A 17,387-nucleotide genomic window follows, 5' to 3' on the forward strand; every position below is an offset into this window, starting at 1 on the left:
GTGGATCGCTTTTTTATGTCTACAAAATCAACCATTTATCTTCTAAGGTAACCCATACATACGCAGGAATGAGTGAGGAACGGTCGCGGCATACTATATGTACAGGTGAAGGGACAGTTTCTTAAGCAATACAGGAAACTTCATTTGGTCTGATGGCAATATGTCCAAAACGTGAATGAACTCATCACATTATGATGGATACTTAGGAGGAGGATGGTTCATGAGTCGCAGAAGAAGAAGTGTCATGTCAGAGGATCTGAAGAATGAGCTCGCGAAAGACCTGGGCTTCTATGATACGGTCCAACAGGAAGGTTGGGGTGGAATCAAAGCCAAGGATGCAGGAAACATGGTGAAAAGAGCCATTCAACTTGCTGAGCAGGCTGCCCGCAAATCTTAATCCGGTTAAAGCAGACTGAAAAGCGGGGAAATCCGTCAGGGACAACCCCGCTTTTTCCCCTTAGATGCGGAATAGAAATGACTTGACAGCCCCATTTTGATATAATATGTTAAGTTGTCTTAGGGAAAAGGTGAGGACGGGTGAACGCCTTGAAAATTTACGAAAAAGCGCCTGCTAAAATTAATTTGATGCTGGACGTTTTACATAAAAGAAGCGATGGATTCCATGAAGTTGAAATGATCATGACCATGGTCGATCTTGCTGATCGGCTTGAAATGTCGGAGCTGCCGCGCGATACCATTTTTATCTCCAGTCAGGCGGGTTATATCCCGCTGGACGAGAAAAATCTGGCTTTCCAGGCAGCCAGGCTGATTAAGGAGCGCTATAACGTGCATACGGGCGTCCATATTCATCTGGATAAAAAGATTCCAGTTGCAGCCGGCCTTGCCGGAGGCAGCAGTGATGCAGCAGCAGCTCTGCGTGGATTGAACCGTCTGTGGCGATTGAATATACCGGATCACGAACTGCAGGAGCTTGGAGCTGAACTCGGTTCGGATGTTCCATTCTGTATCACAGGAGGGACTGCACTCGCTACAGGCCGTGGTGAGAAGTTGACTCCTATTCCTAATCCGCCGCAATGTTGGGTAATTCTGGCCAAGCCTCCAATCAATGTGTCTACAGCCGATGTATACGGAAGGTTCCGCAGTGACAAGATTGTTCGTCATCCGAGTGCGGCTAAAATGGAACAGGCGATTCGCAACCAATCCTTTACGGAAGTCTGTGACCAGATGGGCAATGTGCTTGAAGATGTAACGTTGAAGCTGTATCCAGAAGTTCAGCATCTGAAGGATGCCATGATTCGGTTGGGCGCAGACGGTGTGTTGATGTCCGGTAGTGGTCCAACGGTATTTGGACTGGTCTCCAAAGAATCCAAGGTTGCCCGGATATACAATGGCCTGCGTGGTTTCTGTAAAGAAGTGTACGCTGTACGTATGTTGACATGAAATTCGCTTTTATAATGTACAAACACGTATAAAGGTGGTATATTTTTAAATAATTATTCGGATTTAGATGTTTCCGTGATCGTGAGGATGGATCTCTGTGAAGAAGTTAAAACGAAGCGCAAGGCTGGTTGAAATGACGCAATATTTATTGTCCAGACCGCATACGGTTATTCCGCTCACCACATTTGCCGAACGTTATGGTGCCGCAAAGTCTTCAATTAGTGAAGATTTGGCGATTATCAAGGAAGTGTTCGAAGAAGGTGGCTCAGGAGAACTGCATACACTGGCTGGAGCAGCCGGGGGAGTAAGGTGGATTCCGAAGGTATCCCGAGAACTGGCACTTGCATTTGCGGAACGGCTCTCGACCCAGCTCGCGCAACCTGATCGTATCTTGCCTGGAGAATACCTGTACATGTCCGACTTGCTTGGTCAGCCCGCATTGATGAATGAAGCCGGCAAGATCTTTGCAACGGCCTTTGGCAATATGAATATTGATGTGGTAATGACGGTAGAAACCAAAGGAATTCCACTGGCTTATGCGACCGGAGCCCAGCTCAACCTGCCTGTCGTGCTCGTACGCAGGGACCATCAGGCTACAGAAGGATCGGCCGTAAGTATCAATTATGTATCCGGGTCCCATAAAAGTCTGCATACCATGTCCCTGTCTCGTAGGGCGATGCGTGAGCATTCCAGAGTACTTATTGTGGATGACTTCATGAAGGCTGGGGGTACGGTGCAAGGAATGATCGATCTTTTGGCCGAGTTTAATGCTACAGTTGCCGGGGTAGGGGTACTGGTGGAATCTGGTTCTGTAGATTCAGAAGAACGGCTGTTAACCGATTACGTATCTCTCGCGAAGCTGACAGCGGTTGATGCCAAGAGCAGACAGATTTCCGTCAAGCCTGGCAACTATTTTGACCTGTAGAAAGATGACGAATGTTATGTCGTTAAAGGGTCTTTTCCATCGACCTAGCACTAACGTTGTCGAATTGTGTATTAAATAAAAAAATTCCTGAAATTAGGAAATTTTTATGGTTATAAAAAGAAGGAGTTCGTATATGCCGTGTGGAATTATACACCAAGTTCTGATGGAAAAAGGTGGTGAACACACACATGCAAATTACGGATGTCAGACTCCGCCGTGTTAACTCGGAGGGGAGAATGAAGGCTATCGCATCCATTACCATCGATAACGAATTCGTCGTTCATGACATTCGTGTCATTGATGGTAACAACGGAATGTTTGTTGCTATGCCGAGCAAGCGCACTCCTGATGGAGAGTTCCGTGATATCGCCCACCCGATCTCTTCCGGTACGCGTGAGAAGATTCAGGCAGCAGTTCTGACTGAATACGATCGTGCTGCAACTGAGGAAGAAGTCATTGAAGAAGGTGCCTGAGAACATTATTGGGGTTCGAAGGAAAAGAGAGCCATGTCTTATGGCTCTCTTTTCTTTTTGATCGGAATAAGATATATTCAGTATTGAGTTTATTAGCAGAGAACAAAAAGCGCATCGTGCGCTTGGTGGCAGGGCGGCATCTTAGGAATCATTGGGATTCGGTTAAGCTCGCAGGTACACGGCGTATACATATAGGTCACATTTCGTTGGTGTCCGCGTTGTTACGTGTGATTACAGAGACAGCAGGCGATGAACAAGACCGGCGTGAAGCCGGCTGAACGATACTCATTGGATATAGATAAGCAATGCATTTCAATGGGTTTTTCAGAACAGGAGGTCGTTAACTTTGAAACGAATGGCAATCGTTCTTGCCGCAGGGCAAGGCAAACGAATGAAGTCAAAATTGTACAAAGTACTGCATCCCGTATGCGGTAAACCTATGGTTGGACATGTGCTGGATGCAGCACTCAGCGCAGGCGTTGAACGCAGTGTGGTAGTTGTCGGCCATGGTGCCGAAGCGGTGCAGTCATTTTTAGGTTCCAAGGCGGAGTATGCACTCCAGGCGGAACAACTGGGCACAGGACATGCAGTACAGCAAGTTAAATCCTTGCTTGGCGGCGAAGCAGGATCCACAATTGTGGTCTGTGGGGATACACCGCTCGTGACTCGTGAGACATTGGAAGGTCTGATGAATCACAATGAGAGTCGCGGGGCGGCAGCTACAGTACTTACGGCTCAGTTGGACAATCCCAAAGGCTACGGCCGAGTAATACGTGGAGAAGATGGTTCCGTACAGCGGATCGTAGAACAAAAGGATTGCAACGAACAGGAAGATGCTGTGAATGAGATTAACACAGGCACATACTGCTTCGATAATGCAAAATTGTTCGCTGCGCTGGATAAAGTAACGAACCAGAATGCTCAGGGAGAATATTATCTCACAGACGTAATCGGCATTTTGCGTAATGATGGAGATGTGGTTGAGGCTTACATGTCGGATGACATCGCGGAATCCATCGGGGTTAACGATCGATTGGCACTTTCGCAAGCAGAAGCCTTCATGCGTGAACGTCTCGCTGTACGTCATATGTTGAACGGTGTTACAATCATTGATCCGTCATCGACATATATCGGAGCGGATGTTACGATTGGAGCAGATACAGTATTGTATCCGGGGACAATTCTCAAAGGCACAACTTCGATCGGCGAAGCATGTCATATTGGTCCTCAGGCAGATGTGGAAGACAGCGTTATTCAGGACGGAGTTACAATTAAACATTCGGTGTTATCCAATGCCGAAGTGGGTTCTGATGCAACGGTTGGTCCATTTGCTAATTTGCGTCCAGGAACTAAACTGGGTCGCAACGTAAAAATTGGTGACTTTGTTGAAGTGAAAAATGCTACAATTGACGAAGGTTCCAAAGTATCTCATCTCAGCTATATTGGGGATGCCAAAGTAGGGAAAAACGTAAATGTTGGATGCGGGGCAATAACTGTCAATTATGATGGTTATAATAAGGCTGTAACGACGATTGAAGATGATGCTTTCGTAGGTAGCAACGTCAATCTGATTGCACCAATTACGGTAGGAAAAGGCGCTTATGTCGTTGCTGGCTCTACCGTTACCCATTCCGTTCCCGAGAATGATCTGGCCATTGCTCGTCCACGTCAGGAGAATAAACCTGGTTATGCGGAGAAGATTCGCGGACGTGCCAAAGCCAAGAAACAAAATGCCAAACCCCAATAAGGGGTTTTGATAACAAGATTGCCTCCCGAAGATCCGGGAGGTGCCGACATGTCGCAGACGCTTATAGATTCCAATGAACCAGCACGGAGGGTTTTTATTTTATGACTTATTTTGATTCGAAATTAAAAATATTTACTTGCAATTCTAACCCCAAGCTTGCCCATCAAATTGCTGATTATATCGGGATCCCTATGGGTGAATCCCACACGACCAGCTTTAGTGATGGCGAGATTCAAGTGAAACTCTCCGAGAGTGTTCGGGGCTGTCACGTTTACATCGTGCAGTCCACTTGCTTGCCGGTTAATGATAACCTGATGGAAATGCTCGTGATGATTGATGCACTCAAACGGGCATCTGCCAAGACGATTAACGTTGTTATACCTTACTACGGCTATGCAAGACAGGATCGCAAGGCGCGTTCGCGTGACCCGATTACAGCGAAACTGGTTGCTAACCTGATTGAAAAAGCGGGTGCAACGCGTGTCATCGCGATGGACTTGCATGCAATGCAGATTCAGGGATTCTTCGACATTCCGGTTGACCATTTGCTCGGCGTGCCGATTTTGGCTCAATATTTCCGGTCGAAACAGATCGAAAATCCGGTTGTTGTGTCGCCTGACCACGGTGGCGTAGTGCGTGCACGTAAACTGGCTGATTTCCTGAATGCACCCCTGGCGATTATCGATAAACGTCGTCCTGAGCCAAATGTGAGCGAAGTGATGAACATTATTGGTAATATCGAGGGCAAAACAGCCATTCTGATCGATGACATTATTGACACGGCGGGAACGATTGTACTGGGAGCGAATGCTCTGATGGAAGGCGGCGTAAAAGAAGTATACGCGTGCTGTACTCACCCGGTATTGTCCGGACCTGCGATGGAACGTTTGGAGAATGCACCATTGAAGGAAGTCATCGTAACGGATACCATTCCAATTACGCATGCTAACCCGACAAGCAAACTCAAAGTGTTGTCTGTAGCGCCTTTGCTCGGAGAAGCCATTATCCGGGTTCATGAGGAATTGTCAATCAGCAAGCTGTTTGAAATTGAATAAGGACGTCTGCATAAAGTAGTAGAGGGGTTACGTTTTCCGGTTCAATGGAAAATGTAACCCCTGTCGGCGTGCCGTTTTATTAAAAGTGAAAATAGACCCTGGTCAATCCATATAAGTTGAACTACTCATTTACAACGCAAGATGTCTCTGCACACGCAATGTTCCAGTGTAAAAAGGTTCGTTCATCTTAATATGGTTAATACCCGGGGCGGGAGATAAATCGGAAACGCCGCCGATGAAAAAGTGTATCGGCAATTTCGACAAATTGATTATCAAAACGGGTGATGAGTCCAATCTCAATATGGGTGTCGCGGTCGTATACCTGTACAGGTACGTGATATTCGAGATGATAGATAAAATCGCTATGTTGAGTCAGTTGTCCGTTGTCTTCGCGCAAAACCCGCTCACCTTCCTGGGTTGATAAAATATTAACTGTGAATACTACAGTAAATCGTAACTTTACTTTCCTGATATTATATGAAATATAACATTCGAAGTCTATGCCTCACCTCAGGCTAATCCGAAGGAGGGAACAAGATGAAGTGGATTGTCGGACTTGGAAATCCAGGCTCGAACTATGCCAAAACCCGTCATAATATCGGTTTTATGGCACTCGACCGGTTGGCTGATCGTCATAGTATCTCCATTACACAGAGTAAATGTAAGGCGCTGATTGGAGAAGGCCATATTGGCGGTGTGAAAACCGTGCTGATTAAACCAATGACTTATATGAACCTATCTGGTGAATCAGTTCGGGCGTATATGGATTTTTATAAAGTTAGTCTTGAAGATCTGATTGTTGTGTACGACGACATGGATACTGAGATTGGCAAAGTCAGATTGCGTTATCAAGGCAGTGCTGGCGGGCATAATGGGATCAAGTCCATCATTCAGCACACCGGTACACAGCAGTTTAACCGGGTACGCATGGGAATATCCCGTCCTGAGCCAGGACATGCCATTGTCGATTATGTACTGTCGACTTTCATGAAGAAAGAAAAGGAAGCCCTTGATCAGACCATTGAGCAAACATGTGATGCCTTGGAGCATAGCTTGACTCATACGTTTGAACAAACGATGGCGAAGTTTAACGGATAATGTTGTAAAACAACCTGGTAAAATGATCAAAAAGACGGGTTCGATTCAGCCATACTGGACATACTGGACGTATAAACCATGTTCAGGAGGCATAAACATGTCAGTGAATTACGTATGTAGGCATTGCCGTACCTTTATCGGACGAATCGATTCTGCCCGGATAACGGAAGCAGAGCTCGGCTTTCATTTCTTGACCCCCGACGAGCGGAGGGATATAATAGCGTATAATTCCGGTGGTGACATTACCGTTCGGATTACATGTGATTATTGTAAGGAAGCACTGGAGCACAATCCGGAGCTCAGCCTGCTCGCGAGTCCGCTTCAATAGACATCGCTGTAGCAGGATCGAATGACAGTTGAGGGCGGTTGCGTAATAACGCTCCACCTTTTATAGCCTTGGCAGCCTGCTGAGGCTTCTTTTCAGTTGGCATGAAAGCCACTGCTATTTCCAAATCAGGCCCCGCCACATCAACAGATGTGGCAATGTTGCGAGTAATCCTTTATGATGAAACAGGAGAAAAAGGAATTTGTATCCATTTTAATAGTGATGCTACGCGTATGCGTGAGATAATCAAGTAAGTTATAAGAGAGGTGCCCCTTTTGTTACAAGCACTTATACAGGCTTTTTCCAAAGATCCGGACTTCGGGTCCATTACAGCCGGAATCAAGTCCGGCATGAAGGAACAATTGGTTTCGGGTCTATCCGGCTCGGCGCGTCAGATTATGCTGGCTGCTCTGCATCAGGAAATGAACCGACCATTGCTCGTAGTAACGCACAATATGTTTTCAGCTCAAAAAATTGCAGAAGATTTACAGGAAGCGCTTTCACCCGATCGGGTGTTGATCTATCCTGCCAACGAACTTGTCGCTGCTGAAGCCGCTGTTTCCAGCCCGGAAACATTGGGTCAGCGTATTGATGTGTTGGTCCGCTGCGCCCAGGGATTCAGGGGCGTTGTTGTTATTCCTTTTTCCGGGGTAAGACGTTATGTTCCGCTTCCGGAAGTGATGGCCAATGCTCGGATTTTGATTAAACAGGGCAACACACTTCAACTGGACTCTTTCCTGCTGGAGATGGTAAAGCTCGGATATGAGCGTGTGGAGCGCGTGGAATCTCGTGGTGAGATGAGTGTACGCGGAGGGATTATCGACTTCTATCCGGTTACTTCATCGATCGCATATCGAGTGGAGTTATTTGATGACGAAATCGATTCCATTCGGACATTTGACCCAGCCGATCAGCGTTCAATTGAACGAATTGAAGAGATTACGGTTTTGCCATGCAAGGAGTTAATTGCAGACCGTGAACGGATGGAAAAAGCTGCCGACGCGGCTGCTCTTTTGCTGGAGCTACAGCTGGAGAAAATGACGGATCGGCAGGCGAAGCTGCGTCTTCGTGAAGAAATTCACCGGGAGATCGAGCTTTTGCGCGAGCACGTGTATTTCTCTGAAATGTATAAATATATTTCTCCGCTCTATCCGGAGAATAAAACGATTTACGACTATATGCCAGAAGATACCCTGCTGGTCCTTGATGAGCCTGCGAGATTATCGGAGACATCGAAACAGCTGGACCGTGATGAATCGGAGTGGAACCTGCATTTGATGCAAAACGGAAAAACACTTCCGGATCTTCCATTATCCGCAGACGGTGATGAACTCTTGTATGAGCGTCCATTCCAGACGCTGTTTATGTCGATCTTTTTGCGTCAAGTTCCACACACCCAACCACAGAACATTCTGAACTTCATCAGTCGTGGCATGCAGGATTTCCATGGACAGATGAACGTACTGAAGGCAGAGATGGAGCGCTGGCAGAAGGCCGGAGTTCAAGTGCTCATGCTGGCGAACGGTGAGGAGCGACTCGAGCGGATGCGCCGGGTACTTATGGATTATGATATTCCAGAGCCAGAGATGATGATCGGTAACTTGCAAACGGGATTTGAAATGCCGTCCATTCATTTGGCTGTCGTGACCGAGGGCGAGATGTTCTCGCAAAAACAGCGTAAAGTACGCAAACCGATTCGCAATGTAGACAATGCTGAACGGATTAAATCTTACAGCGAGCTAAAAGTGGGCGATTATGTCGTTCACCAGAACCACGGGATTGGTAAGTACCTTGGGATCGGCACCCTCGAGGTTGGCGGCATTCATAAGGACTACATGCATATTCTCTATGCAGGTGGAGACAAACTGTCTGTACCTATTGAGCAGATCGATCTGATTCAGAAGTATGTGGGTTCCGAAGAAAAAGAACCGAAAATATACAAGCTGGGCGGCAATGAGTGGACACGGGTTAAAAATAAGGTCCGTACATCCGTACAGGATATTGCTGATGATCTGATCAAGCTGTATGCAGAGCGTCAGACCTCCAAAGGGTTTGGATTCGACAAGGATTCTGCAGAACAGCAGGAGTTTGAGGACATGTTCCCTTACGATGAGACACGTGATCAGGTGCGTGCGATCGAAGAAATCAAGAAGGACATGGAACAAAACCGTCCAATGGACCGTTTATTGTGTGGGGATGTAGGTTACGGCAAAACCGAGGTGGCTATTCGGGCTGCATTTAAAGCAGCTATTGAAGGCAAACAGGTGGCTGTACTCGTTCCGACAACCATTTTGGCACAGCAGCATTTTGAGACGTTCCGTGAGCGGTTCTCCGGTTATCCGTTCAACATCCATGTGCTTAGCCGGTTCCGCTCCCGTAAAGAGCAGAATGAAACTGCCAAAGGCATCAAGGCAGGCACAGTAGATATTGTCATCGGAACGCATCGATTGCTGTCGCAGGATCTGGTGTTCAAGGACCTGGGACTGCTCATTGTTGATGAAGAACAGCGCTTCGGAGTAACCCATAAGGAGAAACTGAAGAAGCTGAAAACCAATGTGGACGTGCTGACGCTAACGGCAACGCCGATTCCGCGTACGCTTCATATGTCCATGCTGGGTGTGCGTGATCTGTCCGTTATTGAGACTCCGCCAGAGAATCGTTTCCCGGTACAGACCTATGTCGTTGAACACAGCCAGGCGCTTGTTCGTGAAGCCATTGAACGTGAGCTTGCCCGTGGCGGGCAAGTGTATTACCTCTACAACCGTGTTCAGGGAATTCAGGAGATGGCTGCTGAGATTTCTGAACTTGTGCCTGAAGCCAAGGTTGGTGTGGGACATGGTCAGATGTCGGAAACAGAGCTGGAGAAGACGATTCTGGACTTCCTGGATGGTGAATATGACGTGCTTGTGAGCACAAGTATCATTGAGACCGGGGTAGATATTCCGAACGTAAATACACTAATCGTACATGATGCAGATAAAATGGGGCTCTCCCAGCTGTATCAGCTGCGCGGACGTGTGGGTCGTTCCAACCGTATTGCGTATGCCTATTTTACGTACCAACGGGACAAAGTACTTACGGAAGTTGCTGAGAAGCGTCTGCAATCCATCAAAGAATTTACCGAACTGGGTTCAGGATTCAAAATCGCCATGCGTGACTTGTCGATCCGTGGTGCAGGAAATCTGCTAGGAGCAGAGCAACATGGCTTCATCGCTTCTGTCGGGTTCGATCTGTATTCCCAGATGCTTGCGGAAGAGATCAACAAACGCAAAGTTACGATGCTTGGCGAAGAACCGGTACCTTCCGACCAGTGGAACACAACCCTGGATCTCAGTATCGATGCCTACTTGCCGTCCGATTATATTTATGACAGTATTCAGAAGATTGAGATCTACAAAAAAGTGGCGGTCATTGCATCCTTCGATGATGCGATGGAGTTGGAAGACGAATTGGTTGACCGGTTCGGTGATCTTCCGGAGGCCGTTATTAACTTGCTGGCTGTTGCGCGGATGAAAGTATACGGCAAAATTTACGGTATTGAATCCATTTCCCAACGTGGTGAGGACATTACCGTGAAGTTCTATGAGGGGCGTGAACATGCCTTTGAACTCTCGAAAATCGCGCACATTGGAAATCAGTTCGAAAGACGTGTACAATTTGAACAAGGACCCCATATGCTGATTCACGCTAAAGGCAAGGGGCTTGGGGATAAGCAACTGATGGAGCTGGTAGAGAAAATTCTGGAATCCATGAAGACGGCTTTTAAATCAAAGGGGGAACTAAAAGATGTTACCAAAGTATAAAAAAGTAGGAAAAGTACTGTCAGTGAGTATGGTTGCAGTACTTTCCTTATCACTGCTTGCTGCATGTGGCAAGAAGGAAGAAGCAAAAACACCTGAATCGACGGATACGAGTGCTGTAGTCGCAACGTATGAAGGTGGTACCATTACAGCCAATGAATTCGACATGGAGCAACGTGTCATGAAATTCCTCTATCCGGAGTATGCACAAATGATGGATATGGACGATTTCAAAGAGTATTTGGTGAAACAGGAAGTTGCTTATGAATATCTGAGTGGCAAAGCAAGTGAGGAAGCCAAAACAGCAGGTTCCAAAGCGGCAACCGAGCAATTCGATAAAATGAAAGCTTCTGTTCAGGCAGATCAATGGACAGAAATGCTCAAAGCTCAGAATTTGACAGACGATAACATTAAAGACTATATGACTCGAATCATGACAGTGATTAAAGACAAAGAAACAGGCGTTACGGACGATGCAATCAAGGCTGAGTTTGAGAAAAACAAAGATCAGTTCACAACAGCTTCCGTTCGCCACGTGTTGATTGGATTTACAGATTCCAAAACACAAAAAGAGCGTAAAAAAGAAGATGCACTGAAAATTGCAAAAGAAGTAAAAGCCAAGTTGGATGGTGGAGCGGACTTTGCTGGAGTGGTGAAGGAGTACTCTGACGATACTAAGTCGGTACCTGATGGTGGACTGTATGAAAATACACCGGTATCCACTTGGGTAGAGGCATTCAAGGAAGCTGCCAAAACATTGCCACTGAACAAAATCAGTGATCCGGTGGAGACAGAGTATGGTTACCACATCATGAAAGTGGAAGCTCGTACTGAAGCGGACTTCACCAAATTGACAGCTGAGCAAAAAGAAAGTCTGAAGAGCCAATTGGCAGCTGCTGAGATCGATACGTTCATGCAAAATGAATTGGACAAAATCGTAAAAGAAGTCAAACTGCCAAAAACAGAAAAAGCTGAAGAAGGCACAACTGAGGGTACGACTGAGGGTACAACGGGTACAGGAACTGAAGGAGAGAAAACAACCGAACCAAAAACGGATGACTCCACAGGCACAGATACCAAGACTGACCAAGGTACGACTGGAACAGATAAAGATGCAAAGACAGATGAAGGTACAAGCAGTAAATAAGCGAATAAACATGGCTGTTAGCACACGTTCAGGGTTAAATTTGCCCGAATGAATGCCTTGTACTACGTAAATATGGACAACCATACAGAGAAGCAAGGGGAGGACTTAGGACCTCCTTCTTGCTTCTTCCTGTCTATATACAAGGCGTATGGGTATATGGTCGCCTTCTTCAAAAGTTACACAACTATATTCTCCAAAGCATGTATAAGGAAATGGGAACAGATGAATACTATGGTCAAGATATCACACTAAACGTTCTGGGACTTTCCTCTACCCATTAAGGAACAGTAGTTGAAAAATCTTCTCGAGAAAGTGGGGCAACATGTGAAATGAAAGCTACTGGTATTGTCCGCCGTATAGATGACCTTGGTCGTGTGGTCATTCCAAAAGAAATTCGCCGTACGTTACGTATTCGTGAAGGTGATCCACTGGAAATTTTCGTGGATCGTGATGGAGAAGTTATTCTTAAAAAATATTCGCCAATTGGCGAACTTGGTGATTTTGCCAAAGAATATGCAGAATCCCTGTATGAGAGTACAGGTCATGTAACCATGATCTCCGACCGGGATACCATTATCACGGTGGCAGGGGGCTCCAAGAAAGAGTATCTGGACAAGCAGGTAGGTCAACTGTTAGAGGGCTGTATGGAAAACAGAAAGACCATTTTGGAAACAAACAACGGTTCCTATGAGCTTAGCAAAGATCATGACGAGACGTTATCATCATTTGTTATTGCGCCGATTATTTCAGGTGGTGACCCCATCGGAACGGTTATCCTGTTCAATAAGGATGAATCGGTGAAGATGTCTCAGATGGAAGTGAAGATGTCCGAGACAGCTGCTGGTTTCCTTGGCAAGCAAATGGAACAATAGATAGCGAATCAACTCCTGGTGCCCTGATATGGGCATGCGGGAGTTTTTGCGTTTTAAGGGAAAGGAGTTGATCGAGACGGGTGTCATGGTGCAGAGTTAGTCTGTATGCCCTCAGGCAGGTATAATAACAAGGTATGCTTAAACGGATTATGCAGGAGGGACTTATGAAACAGCCGTCTACAGGCTCGAGGCTACTACAGGGTGCATTTGTTCTTGGGCTTGCCGCCATTATCTCCAAAATCATTGGTGCTTTTCAAAAGATTCCGTTGCAGAATCTGGGGGGAGACGGTGTTTTTGGCATTTACAATACGGTGTATCCGTTATATATGCTCATTGTTACGCTTGCTGCTGCCGGGCTGCCCCTGGCCGTATCCAAATTCGTAGCAGAGCAAAATGCACTGGGGAGACAGGACGAGAGCAGAAGGATTATCCGGTTATCTTCCGTGCTGCTCGGGGGAATAGGACTTGTTATGGCGCTCTTGATGTATGCAGGCGCGCCGCTAATCGCTGACATGATTGGCAACCGACATGTCGTTCCTTCGATTCGTGCAGCTTCATGGGCGTTGTTGTTCGTTCCGGTGATGACCGGACTGCGTGGATATTTTCAGGGGTTACAGCAGATGGTCCCAACAGCGGTATCGCAAGTGGTGGAGCAGACGATACGTGTCACCGTCATGATTGTTCTGCTTGTATGGTTGATGAGACGAGACGCTTCGCTTGAGACGATTGCCGCTGGAGCCATGATGGGCTCCGTTGCTGGCGGAATGGTCGGACTGTTAACGATGTTAGGGTACATGGTCCGTCATCGGCGGAAACGTAGGGAAGTGGGAACCGGACCATTGGATTTGGGAAGAATAAGTAACGGCAGAGAGGTTGGATCAGATTCTCATGAGCATCAAGAGCATCAGGAGAATAGATCGGTTACGCCACAGATGAAAACGGTGAGTTCCATAAACCCCGCTCTGGCAGACCAATCTCGATCCAATGCCGAATGGATCAGGATGCTGCTCATGTACGCCATTCCGGTCTGTCTCGGGTCGCTTGCCGTACCACTGATGAATCTGGTGGACACCTTCACCGTGCCACGGCTTTTGCGGGGAGAAGGATTGGATGAACTCCAGTCGATGGTTTCCTTCGGCATCTACAACCGCGGATTGCCGCTAGTTCAACTGGTGACGATGCTGGCTACGTCACTGTCTGTGCTGTTTATTCCGGCGATGGCGGAAGCCCGGTTAAAGGGCGGGCCAGAAGCCGTTCGGCAGCAAGCAGGCCTCGCGCTGCGCTGGTTCTGGTTGATCGGCCTGGCGGCATCCGCGGGTCTCGCGGTGCTGGCGGAGCCGATTAACCGCATGCTGTACGGAGATGCCGCAGGCACCGAAGCACTGCGGTACATGGCGCTGACGGCTGCGGGCAGCACCGTCAGCATTATTGCGGCGGCGCTGCTGCAAGGCCTCGGCGCCGTGCGCGCACCCGCGTTCAGCATGCTGGCCGCTGCAGGCGTCAAGGCGTTGCTGAACGTTACGCTTGTGCCGGCGCTGGGCATCAGCGGCGCGGCCATGGCAGGCGCAGTCGCCTACATGCTGGCGGCTGGCCTGAATGTGGCGCTGCTGGCGCGACTTGTCGCCCTGCGCCCTGCCCCTGGCGCCGTCCTGGCGAAGCCGGCGCTGGTGATCGCCGCCATGAGTCTGGCGGCGGTAGGCATGGCCTTGGCCGCCGAAGCGGTACTCGGCGGCATGGGTATCGCGGCCGACCGCAGGCTGGCCGCAATGGGCGTGAGCCTGCTGGGCATCGCCGCAGGCTCGGCCGTGTTCTTGCTGGCGGCGGCCCGGACAGGGCTTCTGACCGCAGCGGAGCTGGCGGCTGTGCCCAAGCTGGGGCCTCGCCTGGCCAAGCTGCTGCACAGACTGCGTGTGCTGCGCTAGCTTCATGCTCAAGGTGCTTCTGCATTCAGCACAGCCAATATGCAATTATAGGATATCGAATGATTCTGGTATAATACGTGTAATTAGTCCTGATCAGGCACGCTGAATGAGTGAGCCTGGGCAGGATAGTCCGGATGGAGGTTTACGTAATGAGTGCAGCTTTAACCGTAGTGGGTCTTGGATCAGGAGATGCAGACCAACTGACCGTAGGTATTATCAAAAAAATGAAACATGCAGCTACGCTGTATGTACGTACCCTGGATCATCCTGTATTGAATGATCTGAAGCAAGAGGGGCTGGAGATGACCTCGTTTGATGCGATCTATGAGGCGAAGTCCTCCTTCCCCGAGGTGTATGATGAGATCGCGAACCAATTGATCGAGGCTGCTCGCAAGGGTGAGGCTGGAACGGAGATTGTGTATGCCGTACCCGGTCATCCCATGGTGGCAGAAGCCAGTGTGCGACTGCTCAAAGAACGCTGTCCGCAAATGGGCATTTCACTACGTGTAATGGGTGGAGAAAGCTTTCTGGACGAAGCCTTTATACGGCTTGGATTTGATCCTATTGAAGGCTTTCAACTCCTGGATGCCAGCAGCTTGAATACAGAACTGGTACAACCACAGCTACATACGTTGATCGGACAAGTCTATGATGTGTTCACTGCTTCGGACGTGAAGCTGTGCCTGATGGAAGTTTACCCGGATGACTATCCCGTATTTGTCGGTCATGCACTGGGTGTACAGGGCCAAGAGATCATTCACAAAATTCCGCTACACGAACTGGACCGGATCGAAGGGTACGGCAATCTGTCACTGATCTATGTACCGAAGAACACCGATGATGCCCTGCGTCGCCGATCCTTCGCACGTTTGCATGAGATCGTGAATATTCTTCGCAGCCCGGGTGGCTGTCCATGGGATCAGGAACAGACGCATCAGTCCATTCGCAAAAACCTGATTGAAGAGACCTATGAAGTCATTGAGACAATCGATGAGGATGACCCTGACCATATGAAAGAAGAGTTGGGTGATCTGCTGCTGCAGATTTTATTGCATTCCCAGATGGAAGAAGAAGTGGGCACATTTAATGTCTATGATGTCATCGAAGGGTTGAATGATAAGCTAATCTTCCGTCATCCCCATGTTTTTGGCGAACATCAGGCAGAAGATGCGAATGAAGCTCTTCAGAACTGGGAACAGATGAAAGCAGAGGAGAAGAAGCGCAAAGGTCAGGATCAGCAGAAGGTTTCCGTGCTGGATGGTATACCGCGTGACTTGCCTGCGCTGATGAAGGGATACAAGTTACAGAAGAAAGCAGCCAAAGTTGGCTTTGACTGGGATGATGTTGACGGTGTGTTTGCCAAGATCGAGGAAGAACTCGCAGAGTTGAAAGAAGCGGTGCAACAAGGCCAGTCTGCGGAAGAACGGAAGCTCGAACTGGGTGATTTATTATTCGCAGCCGCGAACGTTGCAAGATTCATCGATACGGACCCGGAAGAGGCACTTGCTGCGACGAACCGCAAATTCATTGGGCGTTTCCAATATATTGAGGAGCGTCTTCATGAACAGGGAAGAACACCAGCAGATAGCAATGTGGAAGAGATGGAGCAATTCTGGCAGGAAGCGAAGAAGGCAGGATTATAACGGGTTCAATTTTCTGGAAAATACCTATTAGCCTTATTCCATCATTCTATGCAGTATGTTATGATAATACGAACATGTGTTCAGCTGTAATGACTGGATTGATGTTTAGTCATGGATAGTTTCGGGTACTGGTCTTAGACTGTTCCCTGCCGACCATCGACAAAAAAGCTAAAAAAGTCGCGGACCAAGGCAGGATTTCAGATGCCAAGCCAGAATACATGTGTAGTGACCTAACGCGAATCAGCGGCAATCAATGTATTGTCAGGGATCGCAGATACTTTTTTTTCAATTTGGGAGGCTTTTAAAAATGAACAAAACAGATCTGATTAACAACATTTCAACCAAAAGTGGTTTGACTAAAAAAGACGTTGAGTCCGTATTGAACGGCTTTTTGGGAGAAATTACAGATGCACTTGCCAGCGGAGACAAAGTACAATTGATCGGCTTTGGCACTTTTGAGACCCGCAAACGTTCCGGTCGTACCGGACGTAACCCACAAACAGGGAATGAAATCGTGATTCCTGAGTCCACTGTTCCTGCATTCAAAGCAGGCAACAAACTTAAAGAAGCCGTAAAATAATGCGTCTTGATAAATTCCTGAAGGTCTCCCGGCTAATCAAACGCCGCACTGTGGCCAAGGACGTCTCTGAACAGGGACGTGTTCTGGTGAACGGACGTGAAGCAAAGCCCAGCGCCAATGTCAAAGTGGGCGATGAGCTGACGGTTCAGTTCGGTCAGAAACTGGTCACCGTGAAGGTGGAACGAATTGCCGAGAGTACCAAGAAGGATGAGGCGAGCAGCCTCTACACCTTGGTGAAGGAAGAGCCGATCGCCAAGGATAACGGGATGAACTGGTAACAGTACATCTGGTATGAACATGCATTCAATGCAAGTTGAATCGAAACGTCCTCCTGTCACAGGGAAGGGCGTTTTTGTTTTTACTGGAAGCCGGGTTATTTGTTCAACAACGCTGGTTCTA

Annotated in this window: 17 protein-coding genes; 16 read left to right on the forward strand and 1 reads right to left on the reverse strand. The window is 47.9% G+C overall.

Annotated features, from left to right (window positions below; genetic code table 11):
* Nucleotides 1–220: 220 nt before the first annotated feature.
* From MKX40_RS00175 to MKX40_RS00205, 7 genes are all read left to right on the forward strand, one after another.
* Nucleotides 221–397 (forward strand): small, acid-soluble spore protein, alpha/beta type, encoded by a 177-nt coding sequence (locus tag MKX40_RS00175; RefSeq protein ID WP_017691375.1) that lies wholly within the window; start codon nt 221–223, stop codon nt 395–397.
* Between the two features lie 149 nt (nt 398–546).
* Entirely contained in the window at nt 547–1,401 is an 855-nt protein-coding gene (ispE, locus tag MKX40_RS00180; protein ID WP_076320281.1) for a 4-(cytidine 5'-diphospho)-2-C-methyl-D-erythritol kinase, read from the forward strand.
* A 97-nt stretch (nt 1,402–1,498) separates the two neighbouring features.
* Nucleotides 1,499–2,326, forward strand: a complete 828-nt coding sequence (gene purR, locus MKX40_RS00185) for a pur operon repressor (protein WP_017691373.1) — start codon at nt 1,499–1,501, stop codon at nt 2,324–2,326.
* Between the two features lie 188 nt (nt 2,327–2,514).
* Entirely contained in the window at nt 2,515–2,799 is a 285-nt protein-coding gene (gene spoVG / locus MKX40_RS00190; protein ID WP_017691372.1) for a septation regulator SpoVG, read from the forward strand.
* 83 nt (nt 2,800–2,882) lie between these two features.
* Nucleotides 2,883–3,077, forward strand: a complete 195-nt coding sequence (locus tag MKX40_RS00195) for a hypothetical protein (protein WP_339238927.1) — start codon at nt 2,883–2,885, stop codon at nt 3,075–3,077.
* A 68-nt stretch (nt 3,078–3,145) separates the two neighbouring features.
* The gene (gene glmU, locus MKX40_RS00200; RefSeq protein WP_301289664.1) at nt 3,146–4,546 is read left to right on the forward strand and encodes a bifunctional UDP-N-acetylglucosamine diphosphorylase/glucosamine-1-phosphate N-acetyltransferase GlmU; all 1,401 of its coding nucleotides are present in this window, start codon (nt 3,146–3,148) and stop codon (nt 4,544–4,546) included.
* Nucleotides 4,547–4,647: 101 nt separating this feature from the next.
* Entirely contained in the window at nt 4,648–5,601 is a 954-nt protein-coding gene (locus MKX40_RS00205) for a ribose-phosphate diphosphokinase (RefSeq protein ID WP_017691370.1), read from the forward strand.
* 196 nt (nt 5,602–5,797) lie between these two features.
* On the opposite strand, the gene MKX40_RS00210 is transcribed toward MKX40_RS00205, so the two are convergent.
* Nucleotides 5,798–5,998, reverse strand: coding sequence for a hypothetical protein (locus tag MKX40_RS00210; protein WP_024633712.1), 201 nt, complete (start codon nt 5,996–5,998; stop codon nt 5,798–5,800).
* Nucleotides 5,999–6,138: 140 nt separating this feature from the next.
* Here MKX40_RS00210 and pth point away from each other — a divergent pair, with 140 nt between their 5' ends.
* The 9 genes from pth (at nt 6,139) to MKX40_RS00255 (ending at nt 17,266) form a co-directional block, all read left to right on the forward strand.
* Nucleotides 6,139–6,699 carry an aminoacyl-tRNA hydrolase gene (gene pth, locus MKX40_RS00215; RefSeq protein ID WP_253428882.1) on the forward strand — a complete coding sequence of 187 codons (561 nt, stop codon included), beginning with the start codon at nt 6,139–6,141 and terminating at the stop codon, nt 6,697–6,699.
* Nucleotides 6,700–6,796: 97 nt separating this feature from the next.
* A complete protein-coding gene (locus MKX40_RS00220) occupies nt 6,797–7,027 on the forward strand; it encodes an anti-sigma-F factor Fin family protein (protein ID WP_253428884.1) in 231 nt (76 codons plus the stop codon).
* Between the two features lie 272 nt (nt 7,028–7,299).
* Entirely contained in the window at nt 7,300–10,827 is a 3,528-nt protein-coding gene (mfd, locus tag MKX40_RS00225; RefSeq protein ID WP_339238928.1) for a transcription-repair coupling factor, read from the forward strand.
* Nucleotides 10,811–11,971: a peptidylprolyl isomerase gene (locus MKX40_RS00230; protein ID WP_339238929.1), complete on the forward strand. Its 1,161-nt coding sequence runs from the start codon at nt 10,811–10,813 to the stop codon at nt 11,969–11,971. Before mfd ends, MKX40_RS00230 begins: the two co-directional genes overlap by 17 nt.
* A gap of 329 nt (nt 11,972–12,300) precedes the next feature.
* Nucleotides 12,301–12,843 carry a stage V sporulation protein T gene (gene spoVT, locus MKX40_RS00235; RefSeq protein ID WP_036606123.1) on the forward strand — a complete coding sequence of 181 codons (543 nt, stop codon included), beginning with the start codon at nt 12,301–12,303 and terminating at the stop codon, nt 12,841–12,843.
* A 164-nt stretch (nt 12,844–13,007) separates the two neighbouring features.
* Nucleotides 13,008–14,765 (forward strand): polysaccharide biosynthesis protein, encoded by a 1,758-nt coding sequence (locus tag MKX40_RS00240; RefSeq protein WP_339238930.1) that lies wholly within the window; start codon nt 13,008–13,010, stop codon nt 14,763–14,765.
* 149 nt (nt 14,766–14,914) lie between these two features.
* Complete coding sequence (gene mazG, locus MKX40_RS00245) at nt 14,915–16,408, forward strand: nucleoside triphosphate pyrophosphohydrolase (RefSeq protein WP_339238931.1); 1,494 nt, start codon at nt 14,915–14,917, stop codon at nt 16,406–16,408.
* A 307-nt stretch (nt 16,409–16,715) separates the two neighbouring features.
* Nucleotides 16,716–16,988, forward strand: a complete 273-nt coding sequence (locus MKX40_RS00250; RefSeq protein ID WP_017691362.1) for an HU family DNA-binding protein — start codon at nt 16,716–16,718, stop codon at nt 16,986–16,988.
* The gene (locus MKX40_RS00255) at nt 16,988–17,266 is read left to right on the forward strand and encodes an RNA-binding S4 domain-containing protein (protein ID WP_124118808.1); all 279 of its coding nucleotides are present in this window, start codon (nt 16,988–16,990) and stop codon (nt 17,264–17,266) included. Before MKX40_RS00250 ends, MKX40_RS00255 begins: the two co-directional genes overlap by 1 nt.
* The last annotated feature ends 121 nt before the right edge of the window (nt 17,267–17,387 follow it).

This window comes from Paenibacillus sp. FSL R5-0517 (assembly GCF_037974355.1).
Classification (GTDB): Bacteria; Bacillota; Bacilli; order Paenibacillales; family Paenibacillaceae; genus Paenibacillus.